This window comes from Gelidibacter japonicus (genome assembly GCF_010725055.1).
GTDB classification, from domain to species: Bacteria; Bacteroidota; Bacteroidia; order Flavobacteriales; family Flavobacteriaceae; genus Gelidibacter; species Gelidibacter japonicus.
The window spans coordinates 146,430-159,667 of sequence record NZ_BJKB01000005.1; the positions used below are offsets into that span (position 1 = coordinate 146,430).

General features: G+C 37.2%; 13 protein-coding genes. 7 read left to right on the plus strand and 6 right to left on the minus strand.

Annotation, left to right across the window (positions count from 1 at the left end; all coding sequences use genetic code 11):
- Positions 1 to 155 precede the first annotated feature (155 nt).
- The 4 genes from G6N06_RS07190 to G6N06_RS07205 all read left to right on the plus strand — a co-directional run bounded on the left by G6N06_RS07190 (position 156) and on the right by G6N06_RS07205 (position 3,555).
- Positions 156 to 1,541, plus strand: coding sequence for a DNA recombination protein RmuC (locus G6N06_RS07190; protein ID WP_163515390.1), 1,386 nt, complete (start codon positions 156 to 158; stop codon positions 1,539 to 1,541).
- Positions 1,531 to 2,094, plus strand: a complete 564-nt coding sequence (locus tag G6N06_RS07195) for an acyl-CoA thioesterase (RefSeq protein WP_240338003.1) — start codon at positions 1,531 to 1,533, stop codon at positions 2,092 to 2,094. Before G6N06_RS07190 ends, G6N06_RS07195 begins: the two co-directional genes overlap by 11 nt.
- A 133-nt stretch (positions 2,095 to 2,227) precedes the next feature.
- On the plus strand, positions 2,228 to 2,845 hold the full coding sequence (locus G6N06_RS07200) for a transcriptional regulator (RefSeq protein ID WP_163515391.1): 618 nt from the start codon (positions 2,228 to 2,230) through the stop codon (positions 2,843 to 2,845).
- Positions 2,842 to 3,555: a DUF3307 domain-containing protein gene (locus tag G6N06_RS07205; protein WP_163515392.1), complete on the plus strand. Its 714-nt coding sequence runs from the start codon at positions 2,842 to 2,844 to the stop codon at positions 3,553 to 3,555. Before G6N06_RS07200 ends, G6N06_RS07205 begins: the two co-directional genes overlap by 4 nt.
- A 52-nt stretch (positions 3,556 to 3,607) precedes the next feature.
- Here G6N06_RS07205 and G6N06_RS07210 read toward each other — a convergent pair whose 3' ends face one another.
- The 4 genes from G6N06_RS07210 to rpmH form a co-directional block, all read right to left on the minus strand.
- Complete coding sequence (locus G6N06_RS07210) at positions 3,608 to 4,393, minus strand: T9SS type A sorting domain-containing protein (protein ID WP_163515393.1); 786 nt, start codon at positions 4,391 to 4,393, stop codon at positions 3,608 to 3,610.
- Positions 4,390 to 4,893 carry an ankyrin repeat domain-containing protein gene (locus G6N06_RS07215; RefSeq protein WP_163515587.1) on the minus strand — a complete coding sequence of 168 codons (504 nt, stop codon included), beginning with the start codon at positions 4,891 to 4,893 and terminating at the stop codon, positions 4,390 to 4,392. The genes G6N06_RS07210 and G6N06_RS07215 overlap by 4 nt, the downstream gene beginning before the upstream one ends.
- Positions 4,894 to 5,009: 116 nt before the next feature.
- Positions 5,010 to 7,862: a carbamoyl-phosphate synthase large subunit gene (gene carB, locus G6N06_RS07220; RefSeq protein WP_163515394.1), complete on the minus strand. Its 2,853-nt coding sequence runs from the start codon at positions 7,860 to 7,862 to the stop codon at positions 5,010 to 5,012.
- 199 nt (positions 7,863 to 8,061) lie between these two features.
- The gene (gene rpmH, locus G6N06_RS07225; RefSeq protein ID WP_163515395.1) at positions 8,062 to 8,223 is read right to left on the minus strand and encodes a 50S ribosomal protein L34; all 162 of its coding nucleotides are present in this window, start codon (positions 8,221 to 8,223) and stop codon (positions 8,062 to 8,064) included.
- A gap of 266 nt (positions 8,224 to 8,489) precedes the next feature.
- Between rpmH and G6N06_RS07230 the strand changes: the two genes are divergently transcribed.
- The 3 genes from G6N06_RS07230 (at position 8,490) to G6N06_RS07240 (ending at position 10,820) form a co-directional block, all read left to right on the plus strand.
- Positions 8,490 to 9,365 carry a DUF6263 family protein gene (locus G6N06_RS07230; RefSeq protein WP_163515396.1) on the plus strand — a complete coding sequence of 292 codons (876 nt, stop codon included), beginning with the start codon at positions 8,490 to 8,492 and terminating at the stop codon, positions 9,363 to 9,365.
- 2 nt (positions 9,366 to 9,367) lie between these two features.
- Positions 9,368 to 9,931, plus strand: coding sequence for a DUF2892 domain-containing protein (locus G6N06_RS07235; RefSeq protein ID WP_163515397.1), 564 nt, complete (start codon positions 9,368 to 9,370; stop codon positions 9,929 to 9,931).
- A gap of 187 nt (positions 9,932 to 10,118) precedes the next feature.
- Positions 10,119 to 10,820, plus strand: coding sequence for a hypothetical protein (locus G6N06_RS07240; RefSeq protein ID WP_163515398.1), 702 nt, complete (start codon positions 10,119 to 10,121; stop codon positions 10,818 to 10,820).
- Positions 10,821 to 10,834: 14 nt separating this feature from the next.
- On the opposite strand, the gene cls is transcribed toward G6N06_RS07240, so the two are convergent.
- Together cls and G6N06_RS07250 are read right to left on the minus strand one after the other, a co-directional pair.
- Positions 10,835 to 12,292, minus strand: a complete 1,458-nt coding sequence (gene cls / locus G6N06_RS07245) for a cardiolipin synthase (protein ID WP_163515399.1) — start codon at positions 12,290 to 12,292, stop codon at positions 10,835 to 10,837.
- On the minus strand, positions 12,292 to 13,221 hold the full coding sequence (locus tag G6N06_RS07250; RefSeq protein ID WP_163515400.1) for a lytic transglycosylase domain-containing protein: 930 nt from the start codon (positions 13,219 to 13,221) through the stop codon (positions 12,292 to 12,294). Before G6N06_RS07250 ends, cls begins: the two co-directional genes overlap by 1 nt.
- Between the last annotated feature and the right edge of the window lie 17 nt (positions 13,222 to 13,238).

Consider the following 13,238-nt stretch of genomic DNA (forward strand, 5'->3'; position numbering starts at 1 on the left):
CGACTAATCTCAACTTTATACTTTTACTTCATGCTGCCAACTTCGCGCTTCCAACTTCGTGCTTCCAGCTCCATGCTTCACGCCCAATCTTCCACCATAGCACACCCATCATCTTTGGAAAAAAAATCTATCTTTGATAAAACTGACTTTTTTAAATGAACGACAACATTATCCTTATTATTTCCATTCTCATTTCTGGCGGAATTGGCGCCTATATTGGTATTACCATCACTAAACTTAAAGGTAAAAGCGAACAAAGTACACTTGAAGAACGCATTTTGAATCTTCAGCAGCAACTTCAAGATTCAAGAGTACAGTATGATGTGGAGGTACAGAAAATAGAGCAGAATAATGAAGTCCAAATAAATTCTCTCAAGGAATCTATTGCCAAAATTGAAGAAGATCGTGAGTTCATCCGAAGTGAGAAGGAATTCCTCAATACTGAATTGACGCGAAAAAATGCCGATTTTGAAAATCTATTTACAAAAAATCAAGAACAAAAAGCTGAAGTTGAAAAGCTACAGGAAAAATTTACCATAGAATTTGAAAATTTAGCCAACAAAATCCTTGATGAAAAATCGACCAAATTCACCACTCAAAATAAAGAGAATATAGACGCCATATTAAAACCTTTACAGGAAAAAATTCAACACTTTGAAAAGCGCGTGGAAGAAACCAATAAGGAAGACATCACGAGAAGTGCCGATTTGCGTCGTCAAATCATCGGCTTAAAGGAACTCAATGAGCAAATGAGCAAAGAGACTACTAATTTGACCAAAGCGCTGAAAGGTGATACCAAAATGCAGGGAAATTGGGGAGAATTGGTATTGGAGCGGGTTTTAGAGCGCAGTGGCCTTCAAAAAGACAGTGAGTATTTTGTACAACAGAGCTTTACCACAGAAGAAGGCAAGCGTGTGCTTCCAGATGTGGTCATTTCTTTGCCAGGAGATAAAAAAATGATTGTCGACTCTAAAGTATCTTTAGTGTCTTACGAACGGTATATCAATGAAATTGACGAATCAGAACGTGCAACACATTTGAAAAACCATTTGATATCGGTTAGAAAACGTGTTAGTGAATTGGGCGAAAAAAATTACCACCAACTCTACGATATGGAAAGCCCGGACTTTGTGTTGTTGTTCATCCCCATAGAATCTGCTTTTGCCATCGCCTCCATGGAATATCCAGGCTTATACAACGATGCCTTTGAAAAAAACATTATTATCGTCACGCCTACGACACTACTTGCGGTTTTAAAAACCATTGACAGCATGTGGCAAAACGAAAAACAAAAGGCAAATGCCATCGCCATAGCCACCCAAGCTGGCCGTTTGTATGATTCTTTTGTGAACTTGACGGAAGAATTACTCAAGGTTGGCAATCAGATAGGAACTGTTCAAAAATCTTATGATAGTGCAATGGTCAAATTAACAGGGAAAGGAAATTTGATCAAACGCGTGGAAACCTTGAAAGCCCTTGGTGCAAAAGCAAGCAAACAACAAAACGAACAACTTTTAAAACGGGCCACTGATGACGAATAATATGCAAGAAGATACAAAATTTAAAAAAGTAGATGACTCCCGGATTCTGATTTCCGAATTGATGCTGCCATCCAATTCCAACTTTAATGGAAAAATTCATGGAGGCTATATTCTCAATTTAATGGATCAAATTGCATTTGCCTGCGCTTCAAAACACTCTAAAACCTATTGTGTTACCGCTTCTGTAGATACCGTTGATTTCTTGAATCCGATTGAAATTGGCGAGTTGGTGACCATGAAGGCATCCATCAATTATGTAGGTAATACATCCATGGTAGTCGGAATTCGGGTAGAAGCTGAAAACATTCGAACGGGCGAAATAAAACATTGCAACTCTTCTTACTTTACGATGGTTGCCAAAGACCAGGCTGGAAATTCTGTTGAAGTTCCAGGATTGATCATCACTGATAAACACGAAATCAGGCGTTTTTTGAAGTGCCTAAAACGCACCGAGATGAAACATTTGAGACATGAGGAATTTGAAAAAAGAAATTTTTCACCGCACAACTATTTACATATTTTAGAAGCTTACAAAGTGAAGGTCATGCTCTGATACTTTGTTTATTCCCGAAATAAACAATATATTTGAATATCAATCAAAAAGATGATATTTGTATTTATCATCATAAAACGTGATAATTATACTTATCACAGGAAGAATCGATAAATTTCATTAAACGGCTTATATGACAAGTGTATTAACAGGAGACATCATCAAATCGCGATCCATAAAAAATCCAGAGGTATGGCTTTCTACTTTAAAAAAAGCCTTGACCCTATGCTGTAAAAACTCTTCCAATTGGGAAATTTATAGAGGTGATAGTTTTCAATTGGAGTTGGAAAATGTTGCCGAAAGTCTAAAAGCTGCCATTTACATTAAGGCTTGCATAAAAACCCTCAAAGGCTTGGACGTACGTATTGCCATAGGTATTGGAGAAAAATCATTTACCGGTAAGACCGTTGTAGAGTCCAATGGTCAAGCCTTTCAATTTTCTGGTGAAACTTTAGAAAGCCTGAAAAAAGAGAAAATTAATCTCAAGATCAAAACCACTGATGAGCCATTGAACCATGAACTCAATCTCTACTTTAAGTTAGCCTTGACCATAATGGATCATTGGACAGTGAATTCGGCAGAAATTGTAAAATTATTTATAGAGCAACCAAACGCCTTACAAGAAGAACTTGGTAAACTTATAGGCATCAACCAAAATGCGGTAAGCAGTAGGCAAAAGCGTGCCCATTTAGATCTTATTATGCAGTTGGAAGAGCATTACCGTCAAAAAACTAAACAATTAATGGCATGATTCTTATAAAACTCATACTCGCTCATCTTATTGGGGATTTTTTTCTACAACCAACCTCTTGGATCAAAGAAAAGGAAAGGAAGACGATAAGATCTCCCAAGCTCTATCTCCATGTTTTTATTCATATTATTTTATTGTTTGTTATACTTTGGGATATTTCTAAATGGCCATTAATATTAATCATCGGTGTATCACACTTTATTATTGATGCTTTAAAATTGACCTTGCAAAAGAAGAAAACAAAACGACTCCTATTTTTTGTAGACCAATTTCTGCATCTTCTAGTCATTTTGGTAGTCTATTGGTTGTTTATAGCCAAGGATACAGGTTTAGATCATCTACTGACCGATCATACAATCCTGCTCCTAACTTGCGTATTGTTCTTGACCGTTCCAGTGTCCATCATTATGAAAGCCATCTTTTCAAAATGGAACATTTCAAAAATTATTGAAGGCAATGAATCTCTTAAAGATGCTGGCAAGTATATTGGGATTTTAGAACGTGTTCTGGTATTTGTCTTTGTGATTTTGGATCATTGGGAAGCTGTAGGATTTTTGATAACCGCCAAATCCGTATTTAGGTTTGGAGATCTGAGAGAATCAAAGGAGCGGAAGTTGACCGAATATATTTTAATTGGAACCCTGATAAGTTTTGGGATTGCCATCTTAGTAGGTCTTTTGTATTTGGTGAGTGTACCGTTAATTTCATAAAAAAACCACCAACACTACTGTTGATGGTTATAAAATAAAGTTTTTAAGAAGTTTATTGTTTAATAAAACGTTTGGTTTGCGAACCATTGTCTGACGTAACCCTGACCAAATACACTCCACTGTTCCATTTAGAAACATCAATTGTGGTTGATAGAGTACTTACAGTTTTGGTTAAAACATTTTTCCCCAATACATCAAATACCTGAAGCTTTACATTATTCACACCATTGGGAAGTTGTAGTTCAAATTTAGAACGTCCAGGATTAGGAGTCAATTTAAAGTCACTTAATTCCACATCCTCTTGACTCAAAGTCAATGACTGCATTGAGCCTCCTCGCGTACTATAATCGTGTCGGGACATTGAATAGCCATTACCAATTGCCCAAACAAAATCCAACGAACTATCAGAAGTTGAAAACACATAATCATCGTCATGCCCCGTGTCCAGAACTCTCGTGCCTATCACGGTACGCTGACCATCCGCGAGTATGTTTGATACCAAGGTCCAATCTTGATTAACGTCAATTTCCGGCACCTGTCCTGTTCCTAAAAATTTTCTATCAGACAACTGAAAATCTTGTGCAGGCGTATCAACGTCATCATAAAAAATGACGACATCCCCACCAGAACCCATTGATCGGACGCCAAATCCAAATCCCAAATACCGATTGTCAGGACCGCTTAGGGTTAGAGTTACCAGAGTGCTCGTAACATCCACTTTTGCAGTAAAAAGGACATCATCTACATTATAAAGCTCCATTGTTCCCGTAGAATAGGTTTGAGCAAAAGCATAAGAGGTTAATAAAATGCCCAATAAGGCCAAAGTAGTTTTTTTCATATTTTATTTCTTTTCAAAAGATTAATAATGATTTGGTTTTGAGTCATTTTACCATAATCCAAGGCGGAATTTCCTCTTTTATCCTTGAAAGACACATCTGCATTAGCATCCAACAGTAGTTTTATAACAGCTTCGTTCCTGTTCAAAATAGCATAATGTAATGCTGATGTTCCATTAGCATCCGCAATATTAGGATCTGCATTCATGGCCAACAAGGCCTCCACAATGGCTACATCGTCCTTAAAAACGGCTGCCATCAATGGTGTACCCATCTTACTGGTTCCATTAATATCCTTGACCCGTTCAATTAAAAAAACTGCCACTTCCCTATTCCCATTATAACAAGCCAGAATTAATGGTAAATATCCTGAATTTTCAACTGTGTTAATGGTGTCTGCATTTATCGCCATCAAGGCCTTTACATCATTTACCGAGCCAGAACGTGCTACTTCAAAAATATTCTTTTGGGAATGTCCCACAAGCGACAAAAGAAAGAACATTAAAAAAGAAATGCATTTTATATTCATTAAATAAATTTCATTAGCAAGAGAGCTAAATTACAATTTATTAATAAAACATAGAATGCATTTCAACGAATAAATTCGCTAATGACTTGTTATTTACTCAAATACATCTTACGTCTCAAGTACAAATCATAAAATTGATCATCTTTTAAACTGTCAATAAATAGGATGCTTTCTCCAGTACTTTTCATTTCTGGCCCTAATTGTTTGTTGACCGTTGGAAATTTATTGAAGGAAAATACGGGTTGCTTAACGGCAAAACCTTCCAATCGCGGATTGAAGTTAAAGTCTGTAACCTTTTTCTCTCCCAACATGACTTTAGTCGCATAATTGACATAAGGTTCCTGATAGGCCTTCGCTATAAAAGGCACGGTTCTAGATGCTCTTGGATTGGCCTCAATGATATAAACGATATCATCTTTAATTGCAAACTGTACGTTGATCAGTCCCACTGTATTTAATGCCAAGGCTATTTTTTTAGTGTGATCTTTTATTTGTTGCAATACAAATTCGCCCAAATTAAAAGGTGGCAATGTGGCATTACTATCGCCTGAGTGAACACCACAAGGCTCAATATGCTCCATTATTCCAATGATGTACACATTTTCGCCATCACAAATAGCATCCGCCTCCGCCTCAATGGCACCATCCAAATAACGGTCTAAAAGCAATTGGTTATTGGGCATTTTTCTGAGTAGATTCACCACATGCTCTTCCAAGTCCTTCCTGTTGATGACAATTTTCATGCCCTGACCTCCGAGAACATAAGAAGGTCTTACCAAAATTGGAAAATCGAGCACATCTGAAATTGCCAAAGCTTCATCAGCTGTTGTAGCCACGTCGAATTCTGGATAAGGAATATTGTTTTCTTTCAACAGTTTAGAAAAACTACCTCTATCTTCAGCTAAATCAAGCGATTTGTAGTTTGTTCCAATGATTTTGATTCCATAACGATCCAACTTTTCGGCCAATTTCAACGCCGTTTGTCCACCCAATTGCACAATGACACCTTCTGGTTTCTCGTGGCGAATGATGTCGTAAATATGTTCCCAAAATACCGGTTCAAAATAGAGCTTATCAGAAATGTCAAAATCTGTTGAAACCGTTTCTGGATTACAGTTGATCATAATGGTCTCATATCCACATTCCGAAGCAGCCATAACGCCGTGCACACAACAATAATCAAACTCAATACCTTGTCCAATTCGATTAGGACCTGACCCTAAAACAATAATCTTTTTCTTATCAGACACTACACTTTCATTGGCAGAGATCTGCGTCCCATCTGAAGATTCAACATTGTTTTCGAATGTCGAATAATAATAAGGTGTTTGTGCTTTAAACTCGGCAGCACAGGTATCTACCAACTTATAGATGCGCTTTATATTCAGTTCATCACGTTTATTATAGACTTGACTTTCCAAACAATTCAACATGTGGGCAATCTGTCTATCGCCATAGCCCTTCTGTTTGGCTTCCAACAACAAATCGTGTTCAATGGTGTCAATAGTGTAGGTTGAGATCTCCTTTTCAAGATGGTACAACTCCTCATATTGCTTTAAGAACCACATATCAATTTTCGTGATTTTATGGATACGGCTCAACGGAATACCCAATTGAATGGCATCATAAATAACAAACACTCGATCCCAACTGGCATGTTCAAGCTTATCAAGAATTTGATCATAGTTTTTATAGCCTTTTCCATCAGCACCAAGTCCGTTGCGTTTTATTTCTAACGACTGAGTGGCTTTGTGAAGTGCTTCCTGGAACGAGCGGCCAATAGCCATCACCTCTCCAACCGACTTCATTTGAAGGCCTAAGGTACGGTCTGCACCTTCAAATTTATCAAAGTTCCAACGTGGGATTTTTACGACCACATAATCCAATGTCGGCTCAAATAAAGCAGAGGTTGATTTTGTTATCTGGTTGGTCAATTCGTCCAGATTATAGCCAATGGCCAATTTTGAAGCAATTTTCGCAATTGGATACCCCGTTGCCTTACTCGCCAACGCCGAAGAACGGGAAACCCGCGGATTGATTTCAATGGCAATAATATCTTCATTTTCATCTGGGCTCACTGCAAACTGAACATTACATCCACCGGCAAAGTCGCCAATACTACGCATCATAAGGATGGCCATATCTCGCATTCGCTGAAAAGCGGTATCGGACAAGGTCATTGCTGGCGCCACTGTAATGGAATCTCCTGTATGGATGCCCATCGGATCCATATTTTCAATGGTACAAATAATGACCACATTATCATTTTTATCGCGCAACAACTCTAACTCATACTCTTTCCATCCAATCAAAGCTTTGTCGATCATGACTTCGTGAATAGGCGAAACTTCAAGTCCACGAGTCAGTAATGCGTCAAATTGATCTTCTGTATGAACAAAGGACGCACCCTCTCCACCAAGCGTGAAGGAGGCTCTAATAACTAAAGGAAAACCAAACTCCTGTGCAATCTCTTTACCTTCCAAATAAGAAGTCGCCGTTGCCTGAGGGGCCATAGCTACTCCTATTTTTAGCATTAACTCTCTGAATTCCTCACGGTCTTCCGTAATATTAATGGCATTGATATCAACTCCAATCAATTTGACATTAAAATCCTTCCAAATGCCTTTCTCATCCGCCTCAATACACAAATTCAAGGCCGTTTGGCCACCCATGGTTGGCAAAACAGCATCAATCTGAGGGTGCTCCTTTAAGATTGTAATTAGCGATTTTGTAGTTAGCGGCAATAAATACACATGATCAGCCATGGTTGGGTCTGTCATGATTGTGGCTGGGTTTGAATTGATGAGAATGGTTTCTATACCATCCTCCCTAAGCGATCTTAAAGCCTGGGTACCAGCATAATCGAACTCGCAAGCTTGTCCGATAACAATTGGCCCCGAGCCGATAATTAATACAGATTTAATGTCTTTGTTTCTTGGCATTGTGTTGAGTTATTTTTCAGTGTTCAGTGTTCAGTGTTCTAAAGATTTTTGAAAATTCAGGTACCTATTTTCAAATTTTGATGTTGACAATGGTTTATATTTTTACCCGTACAAAATTACGTATGAATTTGGTACAAAAAAAGGCGTTACACCTAAGTAACACCTTTTAATATTAACAAATGTTAACCATTGTCAATCTTTATTTTTTATGTCTTGTTTCTGAAGATACAGATAGTTTTTTTCTTCCTTTAGCTCTTCTACGTGCAAGAACCTTTCTTCCATTAGCAGACGCCATTCTTTCTCTAAAACCGTGTTTGTTTACTCTCTTTCTTTTCGATGGTTGAAACGTTCTTTTGCTCATTGTTTTATATCTTTAAAATAATCTTGTATTGTCTAAAATTCCGTCTTGATACTTTCTCCAAAACTGCGGGCAAATATACAAAGACTTTTTACTTTGGCAAATCTAAAATTAAAATATTTTTTTGAAATTTTCATCCTGCAGTTTAAGTTTCAAAATGACGGCCAATTTATGTGAAAGTTCGACTTTAATAAGATAGAATATATCAATGCCAACTTAAAAAAAATTAGTTTCTTTGTGATTTGAAAAAGGACACTATAATACGTCATATGAAAAGCTTTTCCATTTTGCTATTTTTTCTTTCATCTTTGGGTGTGGTTGCGCAGCAAATGCTTCAATATGACCTTAAAGTGAATGATACGTTTCAAGTCGAACAACAGGCCAAACAACATATCATACAAGATATTAATGGGGTGGATCAGATTATTGACAACCATTTAAAAAGCGCTATGCAGTTTAAGGTTGTCAAAGTAGAAAACGACATCATCACTATGGAAATGACCTTTAAGCATTTAAAAATGACCATGAGCTCTCCAGAACTTGGTGAACTTCTCAACGCAGATACGGCGCTTAAGGATGACGCTGACCTTACCTCAAAAATGTTTAGGGGCACCTTAAATATTCCTGTAACTATGATCATGGAAAGATCAGGAAAAATCCAATCCATTTCTGGGGGTGAACAACTTATTGCTTCCATGTTCAAAGCTGCAGATATTACTGATAAGGCTACCATTGACGCTAACAAAGCACAATTTGAAAAACAATTTGGCAGCGCAGCACTCTCCAATAGTTTTGAGCAAATGACCTATTTCTTGCCTGCCAAGATCGTAACTATTAACGATACTTGGGATAATGTTTATCAAGGTGATTTGCAAGCCAAAAACAAATGGACCTTAACATCATATGACGACAACACTTACACAGTTTCTGGAAATGCAGACACTACGATGTCCAATATGGATGATAACGTCATAATGGTGCTAACCGGAACCCAAAAAACAACCATTAATGCCAACTCAAAAACAGGCTTGTTTAAGGAGATAACTGTTGAAGGCATTTATAGTGGTGACACTCAGGTCAATGCTCAAAACATGACCATACCAACAAAAATAACATCTACTATTACTTATAAAATATTAAATTAACCATGTATAATAAAAACATAAAACTCGTTATAACAGCTTTAATCATAGCTTATGCCGTATATCAATTCACTGAGGGATATATCGGAAATGGCATCATGTTTATTTTATTATCTACAATTTTTGTATTTCTATATTTTAAGAATGAATTTATTCTGTTGGCATTTTTAAGATTAAGAAAACAGGATTTTGTTGGTGCCAAAAAGTGGTTGGACATGATCAAAAATCCTTCTAGTGCCCTAGTGAAAAAGCAAGAAGGTTATTACAATTACCTTCATGGCATTATGGTCTCACAAACCAATATGAATGAAGCCGAAAAATATTTTAAAAAGGCAATCAGCTTCGGGCTGACAATGGATCACGATATGGCTATGGCAAAATTGAATTTGGCGGGAATTGCCTTTAGCAAAAGACGTCCGCAAGAAGCCAAAATGTTATTGAAAGAAGCACAAAAGCTGGATAAACGCAACATGCTTGCAGATCAAATTAAGATGATGAAGGACAGTATGAAAAAGGCACAAATGCCCAATCAGCATTACGGTGGAAATAGACAAGGGAGACGGCGCTAAATCCCTTGTGCTAAAAGCTCATGGCAAGAGCATCATATCATTATCTAGTAGATGAAATCTCAGGCACTTCCGTTGGAAGTGCTTTTTTAATGGCAATCAACAGTGTTTTTCAATCAGTTATCGAGAAGTTTTGAGAATGACCTGAATAAAACCTAAGTTGCACATTCTTTAAAAAACCCTCACGCCTATGGTCCTTAAAAGACTACTCACTCTTTTATTCTTTGCTTATATTCCTCTGCTCCTTGCTCAAGAGGAAAAAGTGTATTTTGATGACGCGCTTTCCCAACATTTAAGAAAGTACAACAACAAATCAGATTTGGCCATTAAAAATCAAATGCCACCACATGAGGTCGATGCCATATTTGATACGCTCATAAACACTCATTTAAGGAGTACGTATATTTCTGATTTAAAGCTCAAAAAGGTGTCGGGTGAAACACTGTATACCGAAAATATTGACAAACCCTTTCTTCTGATCACAAAAAATTCCGCAATCATCCAAACCGAAGAGGAAATAAAAACAATCAATGCCATAGCCAACGAGTATTACGGAAAGGTGGACATTATAATTTTATATTGGAACAGCAGAGATATTGCCAAAAGAGAAGCTCGCCAATACAATAAAAATGTTACCGTAGTCTACGCTGATGAACGCCATAATAATTTTAACAAAGCGCTTTCAGCATTAAAACATTCCTTTGGTGTACCTGCATGTTTTTATATCAATCAAGACAAGCAGATTTCTGATATTGATAGAAAATTCTTCTTAAAAAATGTGAATACACTAAGCAAAGAACTGTTTGAAGAAAAGGCCCACAGAGGTATTTCTGAGTTGTTGGCAAGTCAAATTGACACAGCTCAACACAATACTCCAAAAAATCATCGTTAGAAAAAGACCTCAGATTAGAGTAAGGGTGCCCATAGGCGGCAATAGGATTCTTTCAGCTTTTCGATCCTTGGCCTTTTTAGCCACCTTTCTTGATCAATGGCTTCGCTTTCTTTGAGATCCTCGAAGAAATGTGATTTCAGCTCCAAACTTTTTTCTTTGTTGTAGATCATCGCATTGATTTCAAAATTGATATTGAAGCTTCTATAATCCATATTGGTGGTCCCCACCGTACAAAATACATCATCAATCACAATGGTTTTGGCATGTATAAAACCCTTACAATATCGATAAATTTTAATATTGGCCTCTAATAACGACTCAATATAGGAATTAGTCGCATATTTGGCAGTCCAAGAATCAGATTCCTTAGGAATAAGCAATCGCACATCAACCCCGCTTTTTGAAGCCACCTGTAATGCGGTAATGATCTGTTCGTTGGGAATGAAATAAGGTGTGGTCAAATAGACATATTTTTCAGAGGTAACAATGGCCGTAAAAATCACCTCCATGATATTGGCCCAATCTGTATCAGGCCCACTGGCAGCAATTTGCATTGCCACGCACTCCTCGCAATGATCTCTTGGAAAGAAGTCTTCTTCTATGTCAACCTTCTCATTGGAAACGAATTCCCAGGTCATCAGGAAATGAATTTGCAAGGATTTCACAGATTCTCCGGTAATCCTTAAATGAGTATCTCGCCAAAAGATATCAGAATCGGCATAATTGACATAAGTATCAGACACATTGATACCGCCTATATACCCTATTATCCCATCAATGATCACAATTTTACGATGGTTTCTGTAATTCATTTTTCCCGTAAAGCCTGGAAAAAGAACTGGCATAAACGGATGCCATTCCACACCGCTTTCCACCATCCTGTTCTTGTTTTTCCTTGAAATACTACTCCCTACATCGTCAATACTCAATCTTACCTTAACCCCTTCTTTTGCTTTATCACAAAGAATATCAATAACCTGCATTCCAATCTTATCATCACGTAAAATGTAATATTCCATGTGAATGTGTTTCTTCGCTTTTTTTAAATCGGCCAGAAGCAATTTGAATTTATTTTCTCCGTTTTTAATGATTTTTACATCATTATAAATCGTTAAAGGCGCGTTCTGACTACTGTGAAGAAGTTTTACAAGTTTTATTTTCTCATCCAGAAGATCATCCTTCAACTCTCTGACCTCCTCTTTATCAGGCTTTAAACGTTCGCTGACATCTGCAATTATTTTTCGATTGAGAATGTGTTTTCTATTGAAGATTTTATTTTTACGATATTCCTGACCGAATAGGTAATAGACGACAAGACCAAAAAATGGAAAAAAAACCAAAACGATAATATAGGATATCGTTTTGGTTGGATTAATATTTTTAGTGAGCACCGTAAATGCAGCCAAAATCACCAAGAGATAATTTATAGCTATTAGGATGATCCATATATTACTTGAGAGGATTTCAAGCATCAATTGTTGGAATAATATCCCTTTTCAGGAATTTCTATGACGTATTTTTTTCCAGATCTATTGTTCAAACGGGTTTCCCTAAGCCAAGGATTATGAATTTTAAGAACTTTATAGTTGATTCCATATTCTTGGGCAAATAGGGCGAAATCAGACACTTCTTTATCTACTACAACATTAAAGGTGGGGATGTTGGCATAGAGATCATCCTCATCAAAATTGAATCCGTAAGTTTTAGGATTGGTCATAATCTCCTTCAGAGCCACAATTCTGAACATATAACGTCCTGTTTCTTCTCCCAACAACAAATCATAATAATCAGTTACACCTTGTTCTTTAAGACGTCTTGATATTCCTGCATTTCCGGCATTATAGGCTGCAGCAGCCAAAGTCCAAGATCCTAAATTCCTTTTAGACTGTAGAAGATATTTACAAGCTACTTCAGTAGATTTTTCCAGATGGTAACGTTCATCGACATTATCATTGACCTCTAAACCATTTTCCCTCGCGGTAGCTGGCATGATCTGCCAAATACCTCTTGCGCCTGCTGGAGAAACCGCATTGGTCAACCCGCTCTCTATGACCGCCAAATACTTAAAGTCGTCAGGAATACCATGCTTTTTCAAGATAGGCTCAATAACAGGAAAATACTTTTGGGCACGTTTGAACATCAAAAGCGCGTTTGATTGCCAATAAGTATTGACCAAAAGCTCCCTATCCATTCGCTCATAAACATCTGGAATTGACAATGGCAATGGTTCATCCGCAAAATTAAGGTCTTCAGGAATTTTTAAAGCATGGATATTATAACCATTGTCCATTTTTTGCTCAACTTTTATATCCTTATCTACAGGTGTCTGAACAGCAAATATGAACAATCCCGAAATACTGATAAGTCCCACAACCGCTAATAAATTCTTAATAATTTTCATTTTTCAAGTTTTTTATA

Excerpts from the sequence above, each read along its gene's own strand:
- G6N06_RS07190 (WP_163515390.1), top strand. The coding sequence starts at position 156 with ATGAACGACAACATTATCCTTATTATTTCCATTCTCATTTCTGGCGGA.
- G6N06_RS07195 (WP_240338003.1), top strand. The coding sequence starts at position 1,531 with ATGACGAATAATATGCAAGAAGATACAAAATTTAAAAAAGTAGATGAC.
- G6N06_RS07200 (WP_163515391.1), top strand. The coding sequence starts at position 2,228 with ATGACAAGTGTATTAACAGGAGACATCATCAAATCGCGATCCATAAAA.
- G6N06_RS07205 (WP_163515392.1), top strand. The coding sequence starts at position 2,842 with ATGATTCTTATAAAACTCATACTCGCTCATCTTATTGGGGATTTTTTT.
- G6N06_RS07210 (WP_163515393.1), bottom strand. The coding sequence starts at position 4,393 with ATGAAAAAAACTACTTTGGCCTTATTGGGCATTTTATTAACCTCTTAT.
- G6N06_RS07215 (WP_163515587.1), bottom strand. The coding sequence starts at position 4,893 with ATGTTCTTTCTTTTGTCGCTTGTGGGACATTCCCAAAAGAATATTTTT.
- carB (WP_163515394.1), bottom strand. The coding sequence starts at position 7,862 with ATGCCAAGAAACAAAGACATTAAATCTGTATTAATTATCGGCTCGGGG.
- rpmH (WP_163515395.1), bottom strand. The coding sequence starts at position 8,223 with ATGAGCAAAAGAACGTTTCAACCATCGAAAAGAAAGAGAGTAAACAAA.
- G6N06_RS07230 (WP_163515396.1), top strand. The coding sequence starts at position 8,490 with ATGAAAAGCTTTTCCATTTTGCTATTTTTTCTTTCATCTTTGGGTGTG.
- G6N06_RS07235 (WP_163515397.1), top strand. The coding sequence starts at position 9,368 with ATGTATAATAAAAACATAAAACTCGTTATAACAGCTTTAATCATAGCT.
- G6N06_RS07240 (WP_163515398.1), top strand. The coding sequence starts at position 10,119 with ATGGTCCTTAAAAGACTACTCACTCTTTTATTCTTTGCTTATATTCCT.
- cls (WP_163515399.1), bottom strand. The coding sequence starts at position 12,292 with ATGCTTGAAATCCTCTCAAGTAATATATGGATCATCCTAATAGCTATA.
- G6N06_RS07250 (WP_163515400.1), bottom strand. The coding sequence starts at position 13,221 with ATGAAAATTATTAAGAATTTATTAGCGGTTGTGGGACTTATCAGTATT.